24 protein-coding genes are annotated in these 23,373 nt (G+C 39.4%); 6 read left to right on the forward strand and 18 right to left on the reverse strand.

Features of this window, described 5'->3' with window-relative positions; all coding sequences use genetic code 11:
* Positions 1 to 39: 39 nt before the first annotated feature.
* The 3 genes from AKG34_RS15280 to AKG34_RS15290 form a co-directional block, all read right to left on the reverse strand.
* Positions 40 to 363 carry an iron-sulfur cluster biosynthesis family protein gene (locus AKG34_RS15280; RefSeq protein WP_053346861.1) on the reverse strand — a complete coding sequence of 108 codons (324 nt, stop codon included), beginning with the start codon at positions 361 to 363 and terminating at the stop codon, positions 40 to 42.
* Positions 364 to 743: 380 nt separating this feature from the next.
* Positions 744 to 1,757 carry an ABC transporter permease gene (locus AKG34_RS15285; RefSeq protein ID WP_053346862.1) on the reverse strand — a complete coding sequence of 338 codons (1,014 nt, stop codon included), beginning with the start codon at positions 1,755 to 1,757 and terminating at the stop codon, positions 744 to 746.
* Positions 1,757 to 2,485, reverse strand: a complete 729-nt coding sequence (locus AKG34_RS15290; protein ID WP_407946262.1) for an ABC transporter ATP-binding protein — start codon at positions 2,483 to 2,485, stop codon at positions 1,757 to 1,759. The genes AKG34_RS15285 and AKG34_RS15290 overlap by 1 nt, the downstream gene beginning before the upstream one ends.
* Positions 2,486 to 2,598: 113 nt before the next feature.
* On the opposite strand from AKG34_RS15290, the gene AKG34_RS15295 reads away from it, so the two are divergent.
* On the forward strand, positions 2,599 to 2,907 hold the full coding sequence (locus tag AKG34_RS15295) for a TetR/AcrR family transcriptional regulator (RefSeq protein ID WP_053346863.1): 309 nt from the start codon (positions 2,599 to 2,601) through the stop codon (positions 2,905 to 2,907).
* A gap of 16 nt (positions 2,908 to 2,923) precedes the next feature.
* The gene (locus tag AKG34_RS15300) at positions 2,924 to 3,202 is read left to right on the forward strand and encodes a TetR-like C-terminal domain-containing protein (protein WP_053346864.1); all 279 of its coding nucleotides are present in this window, start codon (positions 2,924 to 2,926) and stop codon (positions 3,200 to 3,202) included.
* A gap of 146 nt (positions 3,203 to 3,348) precedes the next feature.
* Here the strand turns inward: AKG34_RS15300 and AKG34_RS15305 are convergent, their stop codons facing one another.
* Positions 3,349 to 3,675 (reverse strand): YolD-like family protein, encoded by a 327-nt coding sequence (locus AKG34_RS15305; protein WP_053346865.1) that lies wholly within the window; start codon positions 3,673 to 3,675, stop codon positions 3,349 to 3,351.
* A 76-nt stretch (positions 3,676 to 3,751) separates the two neighbouring features.
* Positions 3,752 to 5,014 carry a Y-family DNA polymerase gene (locus AKG34_RS15310; protein ID WP_053346866.1) on the reverse strand — a complete coding sequence of 421 codons (1,263 nt, stop codon included), beginning with the start codon at positions 5,012 to 5,014 and terminating at the stop codon, positions 3,752 to 3,754.
* A gap of 423 nt (positions 5,015 to 5,437) precedes the next feature.
* Here AKG34_RS15310 and AKG34_RS15315 point away from each other — a divergent pair, with 423 nt between their 5' ends.
* Positions 5,438 to 6,097, forward strand: a complete 660-nt coding sequence (locus tag AKG34_RS15315) for a C40 family peptidase (protein WP_053346867.1) — start codon at positions 5,438 to 5,440, stop codon at positions 6,095 to 6,097.
* Positions 6,098 to 6,196: 99 nt separating this feature from the next.
* On the opposite strand, the gene AKG34_RS15320 is transcribed toward AKG34_RS15315, so the two are convergent.
* From AKG34_RS15320 to AKG34_RS15330, 3 genes are all read right to left on the reverse strand, one after another.
* The gene (locus tag AKG34_RS15320; RefSeq protein WP_053346868.1) at positions 6,197 to 6,727 is read right to left on the reverse strand and encodes a hypothetical protein; all 531 of its coding nucleotides are present in this window, start codon (positions 6,725 to 6,727) and stop codon (positions 6,197 to 6,199) included.
* 209 nt (positions 6,728 to 6,936) lie between these two features.
* Positions 6,937 to 7,728, reverse strand: a complete 792-nt coding sequence (locus tag AKG34_RS15325; protein WP_053346869.1) for an SDR family NAD(P)-dependent oxidoreductase — start codon at positions 7,726 to 7,728, stop codon at positions 6,937 to 6,939.
* A 23-nt stretch (positions 7,729 to 7,751) separates the two neighbouring features.
* On the reverse strand, positions 7,752 to 8,720 hold the full coding sequence (locus AKG34_RS15330) for an MBL fold metallo-hydrolase (RefSeq protein WP_053346870.1): 969 nt from the start codon (positions 8,718 to 8,720) through the stop codon (positions 7,752 to 7,754).
* 525 nt (positions 8,721 to 9,245) lie between these two features.
* Here AKG34_RS15330 and proC point away from each other — a divergent pair.
* Positions 9,246 to 10,091 (forward strand): pyrroline-5-carboxylate reductase, encoded by an 846-nt coding sequence (proC, locus tag AKG34_RS15340; protein WP_053346872.1) that lies wholly within the window; start codon positions 9,246 to 9,248, stop codon positions 10,089 to 10,091.
* 180 nt (positions 10,092 to 10,271) lie between these two features.
* On the opposite strand, the gene AKG34_RS15345 is transcribed toward proC, so the two are convergent.
* Positions 10,272 to 10,703 carry a VOC family protein gene (locus tag AKG34_RS15345; protein WP_053346873.1) on the reverse strand — a complete coding sequence of 144 codons (432 nt, stop codon included), beginning with the start codon at positions 10,701 to 10,703 and terminating at the stop codon, positions 10,272 to 10,274.
* A gap of 283 nt (positions 10,704 to 10,986) precedes the next feature.
* On the opposite strand from AKG34_RS15345, the gene AKG34_RS15350 reads away from it, so the two are divergent.
* Positions 10,987 to 11,502: a MerR family transcriptional regulator gene (locus tag AKG34_RS15350; RefSeq protein WP_053346874.1), complete on the forward strand. Its 516-nt coding sequence runs from the start codon at positions 10,987 to 10,989 to the stop codon at positions 11,500 to 11,502.
* A 244-nt stretch (positions 11,503 to 11,746) separates the two neighbouring features.
* Here AKG34_RS15350 and AKG34_RS15355 read toward each other — a convergent pair whose 3' ends face one another.
* The 5 genes from AKG34_RS15355 to rnz form a co-directional block, all read right to left on the reverse strand.
* Entirely contained in the window at positions 11,747 to 12,541 is a 795-nt protein-coding gene (locus tag AKG34_RS15355; RefSeq protein WP_053346875.1) for an ABC transporter ATP-binding protein, read from the reverse strand.
* Between the two features lie 4 nt (positions 12,542 to 12,545).
* Positions 12,546 to 13,547: an ABC transporter permease gene (locus AKG34_RS15360; protein ID WP_053346876.1), complete on the reverse strand. Its 1,002-nt coding sequence runs from the start codon at positions 13,545 to 13,547 to the stop codon at positions 12,546 to 12,548.
* Between the two features lie 32 nt (positions 13,548 to 13,579).
* Positions 13,580 to 14,575: an ABC transporter substrate-binding protein gene (locus tag AKG34_RS15365; protein ID WP_053346877.1), complete on the reverse strand. Its 996-nt coding sequence runs from the start codon at positions 14,573 to 14,575 to the stop codon at positions 13,580 to 13,582.
* A gap of 208 nt (positions 14,576 to 14,783) precedes the next feature.
* Positions 14,784 to 15,605 (reverse strand): squalene/phytoene synthase family protein, encoded by an 822-nt coding sequence (locus tag AKG34_RS15370; protein ID WP_053346878.1) that lies wholly within the window; start codon positions 15,603 to 15,605, stop codon positions 14,784 to 14,786.
* Between the two features lie 73 nt (positions 15,606 to 15,678).
* Positions 15,679 to 16,611 carry a ribonuclease Z gene (gene rnz, locus AKG34_RS15375; RefSeq protein WP_053346879.1) on the reverse strand — a complete coding sequence of 311 codons (933 nt, stop codon included), beginning with the start codon at positions 16,609 to 16,611 and terminating at the stop codon, positions 15,679 to 15,681.
* A 230-nt stretch (positions 16,612 to 16,841) separates the two neighbouring features.
* Between rnz and zwf the strand changes: the two genes are divergently transcribed.
* A complete protein-coding gene (gene zwf / locus AKG34_RS15380; protein ID WP_053346880.1) occupies positions 16,842 to 18,341 on the forward strand; it encodes a glucose-6-phosphate dehydrogenase in 1,500 nt (499 codons plus the stop codon).
* 45 nt (positions 18,342 to 18,386) lie between these two features.
* Here zwf and AKG34_RS27615 read toward each other — a convergent pair whose 3' ends face one another.
* From AKG34_RS27615 to AKG34_RS15395, 4 genes are all read right to left on the reverse strand, one after another.
* Positions 18,387 to 18,584, reverse strand: a complete 198-nt coding sequence (locus AKG34_RS27615) for a hypothetical protein (protein WP_152952296.1) — start codon at positions 18,582 to 18,584, stop codon at positions 18,387 to 18,389.
* Positions 18,585 to 18,936: 352 nt separating this feature from the next.
* Positions 18,937 to 20,349, reverse strand: a complete 1,413-nt coding sequence (gene gndA, locus AKG34_RS15385) for an NADP-dependent phosphogluconate dehydrogenase (protein ID WP_053346881.1) — start codon at positions 20,347 to 20,349, stop codon at positions 18,937 to 18,939.
* A 41-nt stretch (positions 20,350 to 20,390) separates the two neighbouring features.
* Entirely contained in the window at positions 20,391 to 21,665 is a 1,275-nt protein-coding gene (locus AKG34_RS15390) for a DNA polymerase IV (RefSeq protein WP_053346882.1), read from the reverse strand.
* Positions 21,666 to 22,129: 464 nt separating this feature from the next.
* Positions 22,130 to 23,251 carry a tripeptidase T gene (locus AKG34_RS15395; protein ID WP_053346883.1) on the reverse strand — a complete coding sequence of 374 codons (1,122 nt, stop codon included), beginning with the start codon at positions 23,249 to 23,251 and terminating at the stop codon, positions 22,130 to 22,132.
* Positions 23,252 to 23,373 lie beyond the last annotated feature (122 nt).

Raw genomic sequence — 23,373 nt, forward strand, 5'->3', positions numbered from 1 at the left:
ACCTATCATGAAAGCTTGATATCCTCTCTTTTTCTTCTTTTAGATTTTATTAAAGTAGCTCATTCTCGGATTTAAGATTTGATTCGGACTTTTTAACTGAAAGCTGTTCGCTTCCGGTACAAAGTCTATTTTCATAACTTCATCCAGAAAAATCATTTTTGACTTTTCTACGTATAGAGAGATTCCGTTTGTCTCCACTCTCTCGTTACCTTCATCAAGTTCGTTGACTAACCATAGGGCTGTCACACCACTTACAACGCAGCCACAGCCATCTGTGTCATATTTTAACTGTAAAAATCCTTCTTGCCCCTGTATCTTATCGGCTATTTTATCTGCCGCTCTTTCCGTCCATTCAATATACATGATTTACATACCTCCTCATGTGTTTTCGTTCCCTCATTATAAACGATAAAAACGTTTCTGTTAATGAAACTGCTTTATGCCATTTTCAAGATACTCAAATGAAGGTCCTTTCCACCAATGTTGCTTCCATTAAGAAAATCACAGCCCAATGTTACTCATATTTCCTCTTATTTTCGATAAAAAGGCCTATTTCTAGGAAACAGCCCTTCCACTATTATTCTATTAACCTTACGCCCGCTATATCGGCGAGACGGATATAGTGAACCTGTTAAAAACAAGCGACGATATAAGCTCATTATCATTATGAATCCCGCCAAACGGGTTCCTTCAAATTCCTGATTCTACTCCATAAAGAAATAGTAGCTTACAACTCCTCTCATTTATAAGGCACGATATTTTTTCAAACTCAAAATATTGAAAGTGATAAAAACAACGGCAAATGCAAGGAGAATGAGTAAATCCATCACTACCTCAGCGAAGGTTAAGCCTTTGTACATAATACCGTTCAATGCATCCGACGCGTAGTAAAGCGGCATGATTTTGCCAATTTGCTGCAGCCAGTCTGCCATACCATCTAATGGAAAAATACCCGTAAAGAAGATTTGTGGCACGATGACGAGTGGAATAAATTGTACCATTTGAAATTCAGATGTTGCGAAACTTGATAACAATGTACCGAGGGATAATGCCACAAGCGCAACGAGAATATTCGTCAATAAAACGAGCCAAATGGAGCCGACGAGCACAATATCCAGTACATTTACCGCGTATAGTACAACAATTATAGTTTGAATGAGTGCAAACAAACCATATCCAATTACATAACCTGCAACAATTTCATATCGTTTAATCGGTGTCACAAGTAACCGTTCTAATGTACCACTTGTACGTTCCTTTAGTAGCGCAATCCCCGCTATTAAAAAAACAAAGAAGAAAACGAAAAAGCCCACGAGCATAGGACTAAAAATATCAAAAATCTTCGTATCGGCATCACCATACACATAATGCGCATCAATCGAAGGATTGTTTGCATCTCCTTGCAAGCCTTGCGCTAATTGCATTTGAACGGCCTTTGCACGAGACGGTTCATCGTTTAAAAGGGTCAGCTTCATGCTGCCATTTTCAAATTGCAGCCAGCCGTCGATGTTATTTTTGGCCATGCTCTCTTTTGAAAAATGCTTGGCAACCGTTACTTGAAAATCTGCTTGTTTCAATGCTTCAGCGATGTTTTCATCACTACCTGTAACAACGATTTTTAAATCACTCGCTTCTGAATGAAAAATAAAATACATGAGCGTTAAGATGAGCAATGGTGCAAAGAAGAGCAATGCGAGTGTTCTTCGATCTCGGAGCATTTGTCGTGTAATTCGTGTAACAAGAGATGTAATTCGCATTACAGCTCACCTACTATCTTTAAAAACACTTCATCAAACGTTTGTACCCCGTATTGTGTCTTTAATGCGGCAGGTGTGCCGGATGCGATGATTTTCCCTTCACGCAGCATCGCTAGATTATCGCAACGTTCTGCTTCATCCATTACATGCGTTGTAATGAGGATTGTTTTATGCTCATCATTTTTTAAACGTTCTAATTCCTTCCAGATGGATTGTTTCAACACAGGGTCCATACCGACAGTTGGTTCATCCAAAATTAGAATTTTCGGATTTTGGACAAGGGCAATAGCAAGTGACAGGCGACGCTTCATGCCCCCAGAATAATAAGCAACCCGAATAGACAAATCATTCGTTAACTGTACAATTTCGGCTGCATACTGAATGCGTTCTCTTTGTTCCTTTTTCGATAAACGGTATAGCTTTGCAAAAAATTCAAGATTTTCAGCCCCCGTCAGCTCTGTATATAAGGCATCGGACTGCGCCATATAGCCGATTTCTGATAGCAATGCTTCATTTGGCACTTCACAATCAAGCACTGTGATTTTTCCAGTGTCCGGCTTCATCATACCGACAATCATTTTAATTAAGGTCGTTTTCCCGCAACCAGATGGTCCTAATAAGCCGAAAATTTTTCTTTCGGCAATATTTAGGTTTAATGGCTGAATGACTTTTTTGTGTTTAAAGCCTTTAGCAATTTCCTCAATGGTAATCGCATTCACTGCACGCACACCCTTCCTCTTTTATAATTAACACGGTGTTGAATGTATCAACATTCTAAGGTAGTATTTGGTCAAATACAATCAACACATTTTTGAAGACTGTTTAGTGAAGGAGAAATTCGATGGCGACGATTCATGAGCAAAAGGCTCAAAAAACGAAATTGCAGATTCAACAGCATTTTATCGCACTTGTTGAAAAAGAAGGATTTCAGCATGTATCGGTGAAAAAAATTGCAGATCGCGCGAGCATTAATCGAGGTACATTCTATTTGCATTATGCAGATAAATATGAGTTGATGGATCACATACAACAGGAATTGTTAGCAGAACTTCAATTACGCATTACTTCTAATTCTACCAAAAGAGGCTTTTTTAGCCCTCCATCAGCAACAACTATATCCACCCTTTATAGCGATTTTTCAATTCATTAGTGAGCATGCCAGCGCATTGCGTGCCATTCTTGGCGATCACGGAGACCCCTCTTTTGCCAAAAAATTGAAGCATGCATTTGGTGAAATACTATTAGAACGTTTAATTCGTCAACATCCAGCAGCACAAAATGATGCTTTTCGTAATTATATGCACGCCTTTATGACTTCAGCCATTTTAGGTGTAATCCAGGAGTGGCTGGATAATTGCGAAGAGCAAACGGTAGAAGAAATGGCGAAAATCCATTTTCAAATTTTAAACTTCATCAGTCATTTGCGTGCATTCATTGAGAAATAACCTGAATGCTGTCCGAATTTTCGTTCGGGGAGCTATGAAATTTTAACTTGCCTTACTATCTAGTTGGTTAAATCGTAGAAATAGCCTGTTTTGATCAATCCTTTTGTTTTAAAAAACAGGCTATGGCAATTAACCAAAAATCATACTTAATATTCAATTTCAATAATGTTTACTAACTTTAAGATACACTTCTCGGATGCATGACTAATAATTCGTAATTCTCCTTTTAGTCCATCGATATAATGAATATTACCAAGAAATTTTTTAATTTCACCTTTTTGATAATAAGTAAATTGTAGAGTAATGTTGTCTTCCATGGCCCTACAGATAATTTCATTGAATTCTTCATATTTTTGTTCATCTAAAACCGGCTTTTCGACTTTATCCAGACCTTCATTATATTCTCTTAGTAATTTTACATGTTCTGGTAACATCATTGAAACCCATTTGATACGGCCCCTGTCGCGAATCACCTCGAAACACCCACTTTTCCATTGCATTTTGTGTAACATTATTATATAAAATCATTTGTCACTACTGAGCTTTCTATCACGCCTTATGCCCACCAAGCAGCCTACTTCGGTAAACAGCTGTACCTGCTTCTGTATACGAAACCGCACGCAACAGTGATTTTGATCCATATTTATGGCGAATCCGGTCAACCGTATAACCCAACTCCCGTTTTTTCCAGCGCGAAGCATCAAATAAAGTCAGCTGCATCTCGTTATCATCCACAATATTTGAGAGCGTGACCGCTATGCTTCGAACTGTTTTTTGCTTATTATAGTTCTCATGAAAAAGCTCCAGACAGACTTTATATAACTCCATCGTAATGTTAGTCGGTTCGTTAATCGAACGAGAACGGTGAAAACCTCCGCCAAACTCATTCTTGCTGTAGCCAATGCTTAGACTGACCGTCCTTCCTGCCTTTCGATGGGTACGTGCCCTTCTTCCAACTTCTTCGCAAATTTCCAATATGACCTGCTTGACCTCATGCTCCTCCTTATAATCTCGCAGTAGAATTTGACTTTTGCCAAAGCTGACCTGTCCTTCAATAATCGCTGCTCCCATATCCGATAAATCTATTCCCCAAGCGTGGTGGTAGAGCTGATTGCCCATAATTCCAAACTTCGCTTCAAGTAATTCAAGATCATAATTGGCAAGCTGGCCAACCGAAAATATCCCCATTCCATGAAGAGTTTTTTCTACGCGTCTTCCGATCCCCCACATTTCACGAAGCGGAGAAATCGGCCAAAGTTTGTTTGGAACATCTTCATACTTCCATTCGGCAATCCCTTTATGTTTGGCCTCCAAATCAAGGCAAAGCTTCGCCATCAGCATGTTTGGCCCAATTCCAATGGCACATGGGAGTTGCAATTCCCGTTCGATTTCATCTTTTATTTTTTCGGCTATCACCCGGGTGTCTCCCCATAAAGAAGCGGCTCCATCGACTTTCACAAAACTTTCGTCCACACTATATACATGAATCGCTTCTTTCGGGACATAGCGGTTGAACAAGCGGGTAATTTCCGTCGAAATCCTTAAATAGGTTGCCATTTTAGGTTCAACGAGGACAATTCTTGGATCATTCGGGATCTCAAACATCCGCGAACCTGTCTTAATACCAAATTCCCTTTTCATTTTTGGAGAAGCCGCAAGCACAATGCTACCCGTCCTATTCAAATCACCAACCACCGCTAGATAACATTCGAGTGGATTCAAACCAAGCATGACCGCTGAACAGCTTGCATAAAAACTTTTCATATCGATACACATAATTGATTGTTTCGGCATCGTCCTATAATCCATCATTTCTTCACCCTAATAAGAATATACGTTCGCTTTTTATTATATCCATAACTTTAACCGAATATACGTTCTCTTTCAATGGAAGTTTTATTACAAATTTCTACTTTTTAAGGTAATCACCTTCAAAAAACAAAATAACCCTAATAAATACTCATTTTCCATAAAAATACATTATAACCAAATAGTTTTTAAAAAAATAGATTAATTAGTATCTTGAATAATTAAAAATACAACTAAATTCCCATTATTCATTTAAAACAACATCCCTTTTCAATAGCCTTTAGTCTAATCTTATTTTAGTCTTACTGCCCATCTTTTGTAATGAAACTGTAATCAAAAATATGTCGTATTGTCACAATGGTATTGTAGGATAATATTGTAAAGAATAATAGAAAGAAAGATAGAGAGAGAGAGGAAATGAGAATTATGAAGAAATGGATTGCTTCAGCTGCCGTTGCTTCTGCAATGATGCTAACCCCACTGCAAGCCTTTGCAAATATTGGAGATCAAACCCTCAGACCCGGAATGACTCATAGCGATGTCAAACAACTACAACAACTTTTAAAAACTAAAGGTTATTTCACATATTCAGGTTCACTGACTACATATTATGGCACCTATTCTGTGTCCGCAGTAAAAAAATTCCAAAAAGCCAAAGGGTTAACTGCCGACGGAATTGCCGGCCGTGGCACATTTAATGCGCTTGGTGTTTATAACGTCAATAATACAAGCTTGATCAGCTATGCAAAAACCTTAATAGGAAAACCCTACAAATGGGGCGGAACAACACCAACTGGATTCGACTGCTCAGGCTTCGTCTATTACGTATTCCAGAAATCACAAGGAATTACCTTACCACGTACAACATCATTGCTCTATTCCAATACTGGTTTAAAAGTATCTTCACCATCTAAAGGTGATCTTGTATTCTTTGATACTTCTTCTGGAAGAACAGGAGTATCACATGTTGGAATCTATATCGGAAATGGTCAATTCATTAGTGCTACGTCTTCAAAAGGAATAACCATCACTGATATGGATAATTCTTATTGGAAACCAAAATACCTAGGTGCGAAAACTTTATAAAATCCGATAATAAGAACATAGGCTAAGTTCTTATCAGCCGATTCATAGAGAAATTCCTAAAAATAAACCGGACAGAATTTATATATGATTCTGTCCGGTTTATTTTATATATAAGATTTCATCCGTGAAATCTTCTACAGTCACTATAAATGATGAATCTAAGTTAGAACGATTCATCATTTCGATATTATACACATGCTCTGAAGGTAAATGCATGACTTCAAGTACCATGAATCGTTGACTTTCCGCTTTGCTCATGTGCTCAATTGCAGCAGTTACCGCCTTTTGTTCCGCCAAGCTCTTTTCGTCCGTTAGCACGCGAATCAATTCTGCTTCCGCTTTCGCAGGATATGTTTTCTTAATACCACCCCGATGCCATGGTTTTACTTTCATCCCGATAACCAAGTCCGAGTAGTTGAGGTCCTTCCCGTGTTGATCTTGTATATATGTACGATTGGTTACCTTGTAATACGTCCCTTTAATCAAAATCCGATTATCGTCTAGATCCGTAATAAAGCCTTCTTCCCCCTTATCAATGGCCTCCTGCGTGTTCTTTTCTGAAGAGGATTGACAGCTTCCCAGAATAAAAGCCACTAGTGTATATACAAAAAGGTTTAACATCATCTTCATGAAAATCCCTCCTATAAAATAGACGAATTTTCCAGTAAAAGAGTTACTAATTTATCTGAAAATAAACTGAACCTCTTGTAAAAGGGACTTATGTCCCAGCTCCTCCATTTTTCTAGTCTTTCCTTCATACAAAAAAGAGGAATGTCATTTGACAGTCCCCTTTTAATTATAGACCACCGTTCGTTTTGTCCCGATATCAACAGTTTAGCCTATTTTTTAAAAAATGCTTTTTTCCCAAAAGTCTCGGTGATTCTTGGAAACATGTTATACCATTTCCCAGCTAAATCCATCCAGCCAGGGAGGTTGATTTCCCTCTTATTAGTCAGCATAGCCGCCACGATTTTGGCTGCGACATCCCCCGGCTTAAGCATAAATTTTTCGATATTTTTCACATATGTCCCAGATTCATCCGCAATGCTAAAGAAATTCGTTTCTATTGGCCCAGGATTGACGGTGGTCACAAAAACATGATCTTCCATTAGTTCAAGTCGAAGCGCGTTTGAATAGCCAAGCACCGCAAACTTGGTCGAAGAATACAATGTAGATTTGGGAGTGGCAATTTTACCGGCCTGTGAGGCAATATTAATGATGTGCCCCGATTTTCGCTGCTTCATATAAGGGAGTACTAGCTTTGTGCAGGCCATCAATCCAATCACATTGACAGCAAACATCGCTTTTGTCTCATCTAATTCTGTATCCAGGGCTTCTTTAAACGTGCCGAAACCAGCATTGTTAACCAATACATCCACCTCACCGATTTGAGCATGGATATCGCCAAATACCATTTCCACCTGGTCCGTGTCTGCCACATCAAGTTTATATGCATATGCATCAACACCATATTGATTAGTTAGTTCATCCCTTAGCTGATGTAATTTATCCAGGCTTCTAGCCAAGAGAACAAGGCGCCCTCCCTGCTTTGCTGCTTGAATCGCCACTTCCTTGCCAATCCCTCCGGAAGCCCCGGTAATTACAATAACTTTCCCTTGCAACTTATTCAAAAAATTATCCTCCTCGAGAACCTTTAAGCGATTGAATACAGAATTACCCCTGATTGAGTTTCTGTTTCGATTTCACCCAAATCTTCTAAATAGTCTAGCTGACCGATCGTTTCCGATAGTGTTAGGCCGACTTCCTGAAGATATACTTTCGGGAAAAGCTGCTGACATACTTCAAATGCTGATAAAGGTTTATCTTGAAGCATACTTTTCACCTGCATGGCCCGATTATGCTGCCGCTCAAATCTATATTGAATCAAATCAGCAACCGCGTCTCCATCCACTTCAGATCCATGCCCAGAGTATACAGTGGATATAGATATTCCTAAGAATTTCTGAAGCGAAGCGTTGTATTGCAGTAACGGACGTGGACGGTCACCGCCCGGAAGTAAAGGCGGTTCCATTAACGGATTAGGTGAAATTTTCGCAAGTAAGTGGTCACCCGCAATCATCAAGCCATCACTTTCACGGTAAAAGGATAAATGACTTTGAGCATGTCCAAGAGTCTCGATCGCTCGCCATCCTGGAAGTCCAGGAAGTTCATCTCCCTCAGCTAAAAACCCCTGTAACTTTCTTTCACTAAGGAATTTGATTTCGTCGCGGTAATGAATCAAATTATTTTTCAACTCTTCAGCTACTCCAAACTTCGTAGCATAGTCCAGAAAAAAACGATTATGGGTTTCAAGGAACTCATCACTAATAGTCAGCCACCGCTGATTATTTTTATGTCCGTAAACAGGAACTTCCTTATCAAAGAAATCGAGTGCACCGGCATGGTCCGGATGATGATGGGTCAAGATGATTTGTTCGATATCAGACAGTTTTAGCCCCAATTCTCCAAGCCCGTAAGTCAAAACTTCTTTTGATTGGTTTGTTTTAACGCCAGTATCAATTAAAGTTAAAGCATCCCCTTTAACTACATAAACATTTACATCGCCAACTGCAAACGGCGTTGGCAAAGCAAGTTTAGCAATATCTCCATTCCAATTCACCATAATCATTTCCACCTTAAAATATTATATTTATATAAATCTTTTTATACGCAATACCTATTAACCTGTCCATTTATCAAGAAAATGAATGTTTAATTACCATTTTACATGTATTATTAAATATTGTCATTATTTTCACATAATTCACGTATTTTTTTTGAAGCTAAAACATATATTATCATTGACAGAGTACTGATGCATCCTTCATAATCACAAGTAATTAAAGACGGAATGGCTGTGATTAAGGCCAAGTAAATTTATTGATGGCGTAAAGAGAGTGAAGCTCGGAAAGTGCTGAAAGGCTTCATCGCCCTCTCATTATTGAACCTACCTTATGAGCCTTCAGGAAAACCTGACGTAAATCCCGCGTTAGAGGATTCAAGTGCAGCTTTTCTATTTATTTTTTATGGAAAGTTGAACAAAGGTGGTACCACGGAAGCTAGACCTTTCGTCCTTTATCGGATGAGGGGTCTTTTTATTTTTTTTTAAAGTGGACCATAAATAGAATGTACAGAAGGAGCGAGAAGTATGAAAAAAATCGCATTTATCGGAGCTGGATCGATGGCGGAAGCAATCATTTCGGGATTGGTCACTCAACAGGTCATTGACTCGGCAAATATTTTTGTTACGAATAAATCAAATGATGAACGGTTTGATTATTTAAAGAAGGAATACGGTGTGACAGCAACAAGGTCACTACAGCAATTACTACAAGATGCAGATCTAGTGGTACTAGCAGTGAAGCCGAAAGATATTTTAGAAACGATGCAATCAATAAAAGAATACATTCACGAAGAAATGCTGTTCATTTCCGTTGTGGCAGGGGTTCATACAACTAGTTTAGAAGGAATTGCCGCTAAGCAGGTCTCCATCGTCCGCGCTATGCCTAATACATCGGCAGCTGTCGGAAGATCAGCAACGGCTCTTGCAGCGAATAGTCATACAGACGAAGTACAATTACAAACAGCGATTACCCTTTTTGAAACGGTAGGATCGGTTTCCATTGTTGAAGAAACACAGCTCGATGCCGTAACAGGCTTATCTGGGAGCGGCCCCGCTTATATTTATTACTTGGTCGAAGCATTAGAAAAGTCAGCAGAATCAATAGGGCTCGATTCTGAAACCGCAAAGCAATTAATCCTTCAGACACTGATAGGTGCGGCTGAGATGTTGCAGAAATCACCGAAAACTCCTGCCGTGCTTCGAAAGGAAGTAACATCACCAGGTGGAACTACAGAAGCCGGTTTGAAAGCACTTCAAGCGCATCAAGTCCAGGAAGCGTTCATTGCCTGTGTTGAAGAAGCGACCGAGCAATCTAAGCGGATGGGTAATCAAATTAGCAAAGAGCTCGCCAAGTATGTAGTACCGCAGTAAAAAGCACATCATAATAGGCTGTTGACTTACACCCCATAATCGGAAGTGTTAAGCCAACAGCCTATTTATGTAGGGAGCTAATACCTGTTAAGGAATTTACCAGAACAAGAGAAACACTAAGACGTTGTTTTTTGTAATCTCAGCAAAAAGGGACCAATTCCTCTCAATTGTTGATAACTATTACTTAATAATCAGCATATCTGCTTCATCAAAACTCCAATCCTCCGAATACGCAACTTCCCAATAGTAACCATCGAGGTCTGAAAAATAGCCGCTATATCCTCCCCAAAAAACACGTTGTGGTAATTTCTCGATTATTCCTCCAGCCTTTTCAGCCTTTTTAATAATGTCATCAACTTCTTCAATTGATTTAGCGTTATAAGCAAAAGTAACACCTGAAAATCCATTCCGTTTAGGCTGTTCTTTCTCATTAATGTCTTTTGCTAACTCTTCTATAGGATATAAAGCAAGTTTTGTTCCTGCATTATTAAAAAAAACAACAGCAGGATTGTCCTCTTCACTAGGTGTATGGAATCCTAATCCATCCCTATAAAATCTTAGAGATTTATTAATATCTCTAACCCCTAAAGTAATAAGGTTTATTCTGTTCATACTTGTCCCCCCCATTTTCTTTCTTCATATGATAGTTCGACGCTTAGAATTTTTTTCCTTTTTTTATCACTTCATCACTGTTACTAAAATAGCTCTAAAAAATCCATTCTTTATCAACCTTTAAAAAAGGAGCAGAAAATGCCGAAGTGATTCCTTTAATTATCCATATGGACGCAAATTACGTAGGAAATTCACTTTCTTTGCCGAATGATTACTTGTTTTGTCATCTGTAAAGGGATTGCCTCTTCCATCTCGAATTCTACACACAAAAGGGGGAATCTCGATGAATACAAGTGCAGTTGCCCGGTTACTGAACGTTTCCCATAGTACGATTCAACGCTGGGTTACCCAATTGAATATGGAGGTAGAACGAAATCAGCTCGGACACTATCAGTTTTCAGACGATGACATTGCATTATTGAGAAAAGTCCAAGATCAGCTGAACGAAGGAATCATTCTCCAAAAGGTCAGCATATCAGAGAAAAAGATTAGAAAGGCAACAGTACAGAAACAACATTCCGAAACGAATAAAGAACATGATCGAATGATAGAAAGGATTGTTAGGCTTGAAAATGGACTAAAGACAAAAGCTGATGACGTTGTCTCCTATCAAATTTTACAACACAGAAGCGATATGGAAGACCTACAAAAACTCGTTAAGAAGCTTGAAGCACGTATTGAAGAGTTAGAAACAAAAAAAGTTCCGCCAATCGATTATTTTCTGGCTGCTGAAGAAACGGCTGCCACTAAAAAAACGAAGAAATGGCCATTCATGAAAACGATTTTTGGAAATAACTGAACGTGATGCTTCTTCGAAGAGCAGAGCGGTCAACGATTAATACCAAAGAATATGATAGCCTTCCTTCTTCTACCTGCAAATTTAAGATCATACAAATACCATTAGACCTCGATGTACATCCTTTAGCCCATGACTCTTCGAACGCAGAAATAGTTCAAGAACCCGAGCTAGTAATTACCTCAAATATAAAAAGGCCGCGGCCCCAAGGTTAAACTTCCACCTAAGGGCCGGGCCTTTTCATCATTTAAATAAGCACAGCACGGTCGTTGAGCATTTTTTCACCTTTAATACGCTGGAATTCGTTCAGCAGTTTTTCAACGGTAAGCTCCTGCTTTTCGACGCCCCTTGCTTCAAAAATGATTTGACCTTTATCCATCATGATTAATGAATTTCCAAGATCTATTGCCTGCTGCATATTATGAGTCACCATAAGTGTCGTTAACTGGTTTTTTTCAACGATTTCCTTCGTCAGATTTGTAACGAGCTCTGCTCTAGAGGGATCAAGAGCAGCTGTATGTTCATCTAGAAGCAGGATTTTAGGATCGGTAAAGGTGGCCATCAGCAATGATAATGCCTGGCGCTCCCCTCCCGATAATAATCCGACTTTTGCACTCATTCGATTTTCCAAGCCTAAATGAAGCGTACTCAAACTTTCTTTAAAAAGTGCTTTCCTTTTTTTTGTCACCCCAAAGCCAAAGCCTCTTCTATTAGTTCTGCCATAGGCAATGGCCATATTTTCCTCAATGGTCATATGCGGGGCTGTACCAAGCATCGGATCTTGAAAAACACGGCCAATCATTTTCGCACGAGCATGCTCCTCAATTGTCGACACATTTTCGCCATCAATAATGACTTCACCGGCATCAGGGAGAATCTTACCGGATATCATATTCATCAACGTCGATTTGCCTGCGCCGTTACTGCCAATGACCGTTACAAATTCACCCTTTGTCATTTGCAATTCAAGATTTCCAAGGGCCAACTTCTCATCCGGTGTGCCTTCATTGAAGACCTTATAAATCTGATTTAGTTGCAGCAAATTCTTATCCCCCCTTCGATAAAGTCTCGATATGACGCATCTGTAATTCTTTGAGACGCTTTTTCTTGCGGCTTTTTTCTTTTTGTTTATCAGAAATTTTTGGAATAACAAGTGCTCCAACCACGATAAGCGCGGTAATTAATTTAACATCACCCGTATCAAGGAATTCTACACGAAGTGCCAAAGTAACGACGATTCGGTATATAATCGCTCCACCAATAACTGCAAGCGTCGCCCGCGCAATCGTTTTTGCACCGAATAACGCTTCCCCAATAATGACGGATGCCAATCCAATGACAATAATTCCAATCCCCATCCCAATATCACTAAAACCGTTATATTGAGCAACTAAAGATCCAGAGAAAGCAACAAGTGCATTTCCAATTGCGAGTCCTAAAATCTTCATATTACCCGTATGGGCGGAAAAACTCTTAACCATGGCTTCATTGTCACCTGTCGCACGTAGTGCAAGACCAATTTCCGTTTTTAAAAATGCAGACATTCCAGCCTGAATAATTACAGCTACAATAAGCATCACAATTAAAATAGCCCATGTTTTTGGCAAACTATCACCAAGGCCCATGATTGATAATAGACCATTCAACATATTGTCCAACCCAGTGCCAGCCCAAGCATCCTGAATATTCGTGATAATTGTTGTTTGAGAAAGCAACGGAATGTTCGATGCACCCATAATTCTTAAATTGATAGAATATAGGGCAATCATCATTAAAATTCCTGCAAGAAGTGGATTAATTTTCCCTTTCGTATGCAGCAGTCCCGTCATTGTCCCTGCGATAAACCCGGCAACCATGGCACAAAACGTGGCTACAATCGGCGAGAAACCGTTAACAATCATAATAGCGGCAACAGAGGCCCCTGTCACAAAACTACCTTCCACTGTCATATCCGGGAAGTCGAGAATCCTAAATGTTAAATAGACACCAAGTGCCATAATCGCATAAATCATTCCCGACTCAAAAGAGTTGAATAAGGCTGAGAACATTTTTTTCTTCCTTCCCTGAACTAAAGCAGAGTTTATTTTACAAACTCAGCATCTGCTTTCCATTCTTCTTTTATTTCAACACCCATACCTTTTGCTGCTGTTTCATTAATAACCAATTTCAACTTTTGTGGATATTGAACGGCGATGTCTCCCGGTTTCTTACCATCCTTTAAGATTTCAACCGCTTTTTGTCCTGCCTCATAGCCAATATCATAGTAACTGAAGCCATAGGCTGCGAAACCACCAGCTTTCACAGAATCAAGTTCACCAACAAATAATGGAATATCTTGATCATTCGCCACCGAAATGACTGATTCCAATGCTGAGATTACTGTATTATCAGTAATGATATAGAAAGCATCCGCTTTCCCGATTAATGATTCTGCTGCCTGTTTGACCTCAGCAGAAGTCGAGACAGATGCTTCCACGACTTTTAATCCGGCTTTTTTCGCTTCCGCTTTTACGTTTTTTATTTGGACGACCGAATTTTGTTCCCCTGTATTATAAACGGTCCCAATGGTTTTGGCGCCAAGTTCTTCTGCTAGGAATTTCATAGATTTTGCAATGGCTTCTGGATGAGAATCCGTCGTACCCGTCACATTTCCACCTGGTTTCTCCAGGGATGTAACAAGTTCGGCTGCGACTGGATCTGTTACAGATGTAAATACAATAGGAATATCCTTTGTTGCATTTAAAGCACTTAATGCACTTGGAGTCGAATTAGCAAAAATCAAATCCACTTTATCCCCAACGAAGTTATTGGCAATCGTCTGACTGTTGTTTTGATCTCCTTGTGCGACCTGAAGATTATACTTGGCATTGATGTCACTATCCTTCAATGCAGCCTGAAACCCTTCATATGCTTGATCCAGTGAATCATGCTGAACGATTTGTGTTACCCCAATATTGAAGGTATCCTTACCGCTTTCATTTTTCGCAGTATCATTCGCTTTGTCATTTCCACAGCCTGCCAGTAATAATCCCGCCACTAAGGTCATTGCTGCAGTCGAATATAATTTCTTCTTCATATTTTCCCCCCGCTTTTTTCTTATTTTTAGATTCTGCCTTACTACGATGGCAGCTCTTACGCTTTTATTTACTAAATTATAATCGTTTATTCTCAATTATATCAATATATTTTTTAACTTTTTAGAATTTTACAAGTTTTTATGTCTAAAACAATAAAAAAAGCTGCTGTGAAAGTTATTATTACTTTCACAGCAGCATACTAAAATGTCAGTGTTCGACGACTTGGTTAACAATTTTGGTAACAGTCGCCCGGTCGATTTTTTCTTTTCCTTCTTTCAAGGCTTTTAAAGTAGCTTTTGCCAATTCTAATGGTATTTTACAGAATTGGATAACTTCCTTTGTTTCAATCTCTGCTATATACGTATCAGCTAATGCAAGATTATGTTCCGTATAGGCAAGCATCTCGTCGAAACCCCAACCATCTGGATAAAAGTTAACACCGCGCTCTGCATCTTCCTCACGGTTTCGAAGAATATTAACAGTTTGAAGTCCTCGGCCAAATGCAATAGCAAGATCACGATCTGTTTCAGTTCCATCATACCAGTTCCAAATATCAGATAGCATGACTCCAACTAAACCCGCAACATAATATGTGTAATCATCAAGCTCTTCCTTATTGTGTATCTGCCAGTCCTTCGCAACCCACTTTGCCATGCCTTCGGCCATTTCCTGTGTCGAGCCCAAGACTTTTGCAGTCGCACTAGGCGGACAATATTGAATCCAATCCGAAAGAAGCAAGGTCACTTCCGGTAAATCGTCCTTATACGGTTCAAACAAAGTCTGAAGTTCCTTTTCACTATAATCATCAGTCTTAAGCAGCTCACTGATAGTCTGTAATAAGGAAATCTTACTATCGGCAGGCAATTCGGGATGGTCTTCAATTTCATCGATAGCCCGCATGCAAAGGTAAGCAGCTCCAATGGCTTCCTGTAATCCCTTTGGAAGGTAGCTGATTGGAATGAAAAAAGTTCGGCTTGTTTTTAAAAGAAAATCCATTGCCTTAGTATGTAGATTGCTTTGGTCAGTCATTTTTTACACTCCTTTGTATATCCAATAAACAATTGAATTATTATATCAAACAATCGCTTTGATTTCAGCTTCTCTATTCCTCTACATATAAGGGAATTTTAATCGCCATTAAATCTTCTGCCATTATCGTGTTTGCGAAAATTGCCTTACTTTCCTCTTTTAGCCGTTCCGAATCCTCGAGAGTATAGCGAGAACTAATATGAGTAAGAATTAGCTGCTTAGCTCCTGCTTTCATCGCCGTTTCTGCAGCCTGCACGGTGGTCGAATGAAAATAGGCCGATGCCATTTCAGTTTCTTCTGCCGAAAAGGTAGCTTCATGAACAAGAAAATCCGCAGATTCAGCCAGAATAAGAGCATTACTGCATACTCTTGTATCACCAAGAACTGTGATTATCCGACCTTTTTGAGGATCACCAAGATAATCTTTTCCATTCAAGACGCGACCATCATCGAGTTGGACCATTTCACCGTTTTTCAACGCTTTAAAAAGAGGTCCCGGCTTCACACCTTCCTGAAGCAACTGGTCTACAAGTAAGCTTCCTGGACGGTCTTTCTCTACAATACGGTAACCGACACTATAAATACCGTGATCAAGAGACAAAGCAGTCACTGTAAACTGCTCGTCCTCAAAAACTATGCCTTCCTCTATTTCAATAATTTCTAATGGATATTTTAAATGAGTGCCACTGACTTGTAAGCTTGTCGTAATATAGGCATCAATACCTTTTGGGCCATACACAGTCAATTTTTCTACCCCGCCCTGAAAAGACCTGCTACTTAATAAACCAGGAAGCCCAAAGATATGGTCACCATGTAAATGGGTAATAAAAATCTTTTCTATTTTACGCGGTTTAACTGCCGTTTTTAAAATTTGATGCTGTGTTGCTTCCCCACAATCGAATAACCAAACCGTTCCTCGTTCTTCCAATAATTGAAGAGCGATTGCCGTCACATTACGCGCTTTTGCCGGAACACCAGCGCCTGTACCTAATAAAACAAAATCCACATTCCTACCTCCGTTGCAAAAACTTTATAATTTAACTATAGCATAACAAAGGTGCTCTTTCATTTATGACTCTTTTAAAACTAGAGCCATTTTAAACTTTTCATGAAATATGAGAAAAAATGCGCAAATTGATTGCTTTGAGGGTAAGCTAACCGTAAAATTAGAAATTGGTACATATACAGAAATTCCAACTTCATACGACGGAATTAACGGAAAGTTGAGGTTTTAACATGACAGAAAACAATAAACCCACAGCATTAATCATGATTTTTGGTGCTACCGGAGATTTAGCGAAACGGAAACTATTTCCTTCCATATATCGACTATTTCAAAAACAAAAAATCAACAAATTTGCGGTCGTTGGTGTAGCAAGAAGACCATTGTCCACTGAGGAGTTTCAATCAAGTGTTAAAGAATCCATCCTTACGTTCGGACATGCGGAAGAAAGAGTCGATGAATTCATTTCCCACTTCCATTATCATTCTCATGATGTAACGAGCTCTGAATCGTATTTGCAGTTAAAAGGTTTTGCTGAAAATTTAGACGGACAGTATCAATTAGAAGGTAATAGAATCTTTTATTTAGCGATGGCACCGGAGTTTTTCGGGACAATTGCCGAGCAGATTAAAGCACAAGGCTTGACTGATACGACTGGCTATAAGCGTCTTGTCATAGAAAAGCCGTTTGGACACAGTTTCGAAACAGCACAAATATTGAATGAGCAAATTCGTACCGCTTTCGCTGAAGATGAAATCTATCGAATCGATCATTACCTAGGAAAAGAAATGGTTCAGAATATTGAAGTCATTCGTTTTTCCAATGCGCTCTTTGAACCGCTTTGGAATAACCGCTATATTTCTAACATTCAAGTTACATCAAGCGAAACGCTAGGGGTTGAAGAACGGGGTCGTTACTATGAAACCAGCGGTGCCCTTAGAGATATGGTCCAGAACCATCTGTTGCAGATGGTTGCCCTACTTGCTATGGAACCTCCGATTGCTTTGACAACAGAAGAGGTGCGTAGCGAAAAGGTACGAGCACTGCGTTCGCTACGGCCAATGAAAGTGGAAGAAGTCAATCAATACTTTGTCCGTGGTCAATATGGCAGCGGTAAAGTAGGCGCACAAACACTTTCGGCTTATCGCGATGAATTGAACGTAAATCCAGATTCCAACACAGAAACCTATGTTGCAGGTAAATTGATGATTGATAACTTCCGCTGGGCCGGTGTTCCCTTTTATATCCGAACAGGTAAGCGAATGGATGTAAAATCAACAAAAATTGTCGTCCAATTTAAAGATATCCCAATGAATCTGTATTATAAAACGGAAGAAACCTTGAACCCGAATCTTCTCGTTATCCATATCCAGCCTGATGAAGGAATCACTCTATACTTAAATGTTAAAAAATCTGGGACAACGTCGAATACGAAGCCTGTGAAACTTACCGTCTCCAACAAAGGAATTGAACATATTAACTCTCCTGAAGCCTATGAGAAGCTATTGTTTGACAGCATGCGTGGAGATGCTACAAACTTCACACACTGGGACGAAGTGGCCCTTTCATGGAAGTTTGTCGACACCATTTCTAATGCATGGGAAAATACTAAAGAAGAATCGTTCCCTAATTATGAAGCAGGATCGACAGGCCCCCTTGCATCCGATGAGCTTCTAGCCGAAGATGGACATATTTGGTGGCAAATCGAGAAATCAGAAAAGAAAAATGATTAATTAAATAATAAAGAGGATGCAGTGAATCTGCATCCTCTTCTCTATTCATGAGGCACTCTTCCTGACTAATTTCGCTCGGATAGTATGAATCATTTCCTTGGATTTTGACATTTCTTTATCTGTTTCTGAATTAAGCCAAAATGATACACCAAATTCAAAGCCAATAAAAAATAACATTATAGCTAAAGCCACCCAAATGATATACACAGTTACCCGCTCCTTCTCTCTCTCTCTTAACGTCATACTGTATCCTTCGATCTTCATTAGACTTTACTAACCATTCCTTTGCAGGTGTTTAAACCTAAAGAACAAGATTGAATGACATATATAATACTATGTTTTTTATCAAAAAAGAAAATACAAAGGCCCTATTTATTACCAGTATAGCATTACCATTTTATCCTTATCCAGCCAATATATAAAATTTTATTCACCATATCTCGTCCACATGCTTTAATTCGAACACCCCTTTTTATGTTCTATGTGAGGAGGAAGTGGCTTATATGGTAAAGTGACCACACTGCATTGGCGTTAAAAGGCCAAAAAAAACCGACTTAAAAAGGAAATCTCCCTTTTTAAGCCGGCTTACTTTCATTTATTTTTCCATCCATTCTGTATGGAAAGTTCCTTCTTTATCGATACGTTGATACGTATGTGCACCAAAATAGTCGCGTTGAGCTTGAATCAGGTTTGCTGGTAGCGTTTCTGTACGATAACTGTCAAAATAAGCAAGTGCAGATGCCAAGCATGGAACAGGAATTCCATTCATAACTGCTGTAGAAACTACCTCACGTAAAGCACCTTGATAGCTTTCTACAATACCTTGGAAATAAGAATCAAGAAGCAGATTGTTCAGGTTCGCTTTACGATCGTACGCTTCTTTGATTTTTTGTAGGAATTGTGCACGAATGATACAGCCCCCACGGAAGATCATTGCGATTTCTCCATATTGGAGATCCCAGTTATTTTCTTCGGATGCTGCCTTCATTTGGGCAAAGCCTTGTGCATATGAACAAATTTTACTCATATAAAGAGCTTTCCGAATACTTTCAATCAATGCCTTTTTATCACCAGTAAATGACTCAGCTTTTGGTCCACGAAGGATTTTGCTCGCTTCTACACGCTCTTCCTTGATTGCTGAGATAAACCGAGCAAATACAGATTCCGTGATGATTGGAAGCGGAACCCCAAGGTCAAGGGCACTTTGGCTTGTCCATTTCCCTGTTCCTTTTTGGCCTGCTTTATCTAAAATGATATCGACCATTGGCTTGCCAGTTTCATCATCATATTTTTTGAAAATATCAGCAGTAATTTCGATTAAATAGCTATCAAGCTCTCCTTTATTCCATTCTGTAAACACTTCATGGAATTCTTCAGCAGTCAGACCAAGAAGGTTTTTCAAAAGGAAATAAGATTCGGAAATCAACTGCATGTCTCCATATTCAATTCCATTATGCACCATCTTAACATAATGTCCGGCTCCATCTGGTCCGATATATGTACAGCAAGCATCGCCATCTACTTTAGCCGAAATATCCTTCAAAATTGGTGCAACAAGTTCATATGCTTCTTTTTGACCGCCAGGCATGATTGAAGGACCTGTTAAAGCTCCTTCTTCCCCTCCTGAGACACCCGTACCGATGAAATGAATACCTAGCTGGCTTAATTCCTCGTTACGGCGCTGAGTGTCCTTAAAGAACGTATTTCCACCATCAATGACGATATCGCCTTTTTCAAGCAGTGGTTTTAATTGTTCGATTGTAGCATCAGTTGCAGCACCAGCTTTAACCATCAATAAAATTTTGCGAGGTGTTTCCAGAGAATTCACGAATTCTTCTAGGGTATACGCTGCAAATACATTTTTACCTTCTGCTTCATTCATCATTTCGTCTGTTTTTGATCCTGAGCGATTATAGACGGAAATTGAATATCCTCTGCTTTCAATATTAAATGCAAGATTCTTACCCATTACGGCTAGTCCGATAACGCCAATCTGTTGTTTTTTCATGGTTATCTTTCCCTTCTCTATATCTTTACACAACTTATAAGCTAATCTTTGTCATCAGAAGGATTTTTCCTCCTTGATTGTTCAAAGAAATCTTTGCTGAAGCTTGTGTCTGTTCCGATCGAACGATTTTTCAAGGATAATCCCTTTTTAATAATATTTTCTCCGTACTTATTTTGCAAGTGTTCCATCGCTTCGTACAAAGGTTCTTTTTCAGCGTCTTCTTGAAAGGAAAATATATCAAGCTGTTTGAAGGCCGATTCTTTTTCAATAACATCATAAGCAGTAACACCAAGAAGCCTAATTCCTTCCCCATTCCAATTTTTCAAAAACAGGTCAACAGCTCTATTCAAAATATCCGCTTTTTCAAAAACTGGATTAGGAACTGTTCTACTTCTGGTAATGGTGCGACGGTCTTTATAGCGGATCGTCACACCAATTTTCTGACCAAGCAGACGTTTATTTTTTAATCGGACAGCAACCTTTTCTGAAAGCTTTTCTAATATCCCAATCAGTTCCTTTTGATTAGTAGAATCATGTGGAAGAGTTGTCGAATTTCCAATGCTTTTATGATCAAAAATGGCTTCCGGATCAACAACCCGAGGATCGATACCATTTGCTCTATCCTTTAAACGAGCGCCATTGATTCCAAGCAGTTGCTTCAGTTGCCTATCGTGGGCATGAGCAAGGTCCCCTATTGTCATAATACCGATGGAGTGAAGTTTTTCCGATGTCTTACTGCCGATGCCATGCATTTCGCCCACTTGTAAAGGCCAGAGCTTCTTAGAAATATCTCTTTTTCTTAACACGGTGATGCCCATTGGCTTTTTCATATCAGAGGCAGTTTTGGCCAAAAATTTATTAGGGGCAATACCGATGCTACAAGGAAGGTCCATCGTTTTATAAATTCTTTCCTGAATGCTTTTGGCAATTTCTAGAGGCGAACCTAATTCGACGCATTCGCTAATATCCAGATACCCTTCATCGATGGAAACCGGTTCAACCATCTCTGTATATTGTCGCAACACCTCAAAAATAGCCAGTGATGCTTTTCGATAACGTTCAAAATTCGGTTTCCGAATAATTAATTGAGGGCAAAGTTTTTTCGCCTGCCATATAGGCATAGTCGTTTTAACGCCGAATTTTCTTGCTTCATAGCTGCACGTGACGATGATGCCTCTTCTTTCCTCTACATTACCGGCTATGGCAAGCGGCTTACCTTTCAATGAAACATCATAGGACATTTCCACTGAAGCATAGAAACTATTCATGTCTACATGGAGAATGACCCTGCCATTTTTGGGATACATGTCCTTCATGTGACCGTCACATCCTTGTACAAGAAAAAATACCGTATAATAGGGCCAATTAAAAATAACTATTACTTTTAAGGTACCCCTATTTATCCTTGGTAACCAGAGTAAAATGATACTTCTACTCCAAGAAAAACAGCCATCATATTATTGATGACTGTAGATATATTCCTGCAATACTTGAACGCCTTCTAGAGATGATACGAATATTTGCGAATCAATGATTGTAACCAAAAGGTTACCTATACTGGCAACCCCTGCATATATCCAGTTTTTTGATTGCCTAATAAACCGATTTGTTCATTAGGCAAGTCTGTAAAACAAATATTTCATCGAGCTGCTTGCACAACAAGTGCTATGGACAGGCCATCTGTCCTTATCGCAATCCATCTCTGTTCATGCATGTCCTACTCAGGTTTACCTGGAAATAGCACCTTATTTATTTCAATCAATGGTTTTAAGGGTGATTACTATTCCCCAGCAACTTCCTTAATGATACTGACTACCATTTCAGCAAGCTTCGTTAATTCTTCAACAGGAATTCTCTCATTTGTAGTATGAATATCTTCATAGCCTACAGCTAGATTGACAGTAGGAATTCCAAAACCTGCAATCACATTCGCATCACTTCCACCGCCACTTTTAACTAACTCGCATGGACGTCCGATATTCTCTGCTGCTTTTCTCGCGATTTCGACTACATGATCACCAGCTCCATATTTAAAGCCAGGATACATGACGTTGACTTCTACTTCGGCCCGTCCACCCATTTCGATGGCTGCGGTCTCGAATGCCTCTTTCATTCTTGCTACCTGTTTTTCCATTTTTTCAGGAATTAAGGATCTTGCTTCTGCTAAGATTTCAACATGGTCGCAAACAATATTGGTTTGCTGTCCGCCTTGGAAACGTCCGATGTTGGCGGTTGTTTCATCATCGATACGGCCTAGGGGCATTCTTGAAATTGCCTTGGCAGCAATCGTAATCGCTGAAACGCCTTTTTCAGGAGCAACACCAGCATGAGCTGTCTTACCTAAAATTACAGCTGAAACTTTAGCCTGAGTAGGTGCGGCAACCACAACATTTCCTACTTTTCCATCACTATCGAGTGCAAAACCAAATTTGGCCGTCACAAGGGAGCGATCTAGGGCTTTTGCCCCAACTAACCCTGATTCTTCACCAACAGTAATAATGAATTCAATCGTTCCATGTTCGATATTCTGTTCTTTAATCACTTTAAGCGTTTCTAACATAACCGCTAATCCAGCTTTGTCATCCGCTCCTAAAATAGTCGTTCCGTCTGACACTATGTATCCATCTTTAATGGAAGGCTTGATTCCGTTCCCAGGCACAACCGTATCCATATGAGACGTGAAATAAATGGTATCTACGCCCTCTTTGGTACCTTTTAGAGTACAAACCAAATTACCTGCACCATGGCCAGTAACCGCCGTTGTATCATCTTCAAAAACATTTACACCAAGTGCCGTGAATTTTTCTTTCAACACTTTGGCAATTGCGGCTTCATTTTTTGTTTCAGAATCAATTTGTACTAATTCCATAAATTCGCTAACCAAACGTTCTTCATTAATCATAAAATAAAACCTCCAAAAAAGTTTTCCTCTTTAAGTATACTTCTAAAAGTAGTAACCCGGCAAATAATCCGAAAAAAAGAGCCTTCATTAAAATTGTTTGTGTCTTCTTACATGTCGATAGA

The sequence above is a fragment of the Peribacillus butanolivorans genome, from assembly GCF_001273755.1.
Taxonomy (GTDB): domain Bacteria; phylum Bacillota; class Bacilli; order Bacillales; family DSM-1321; genus Peribacillus; species Peribacillus butanolivorans.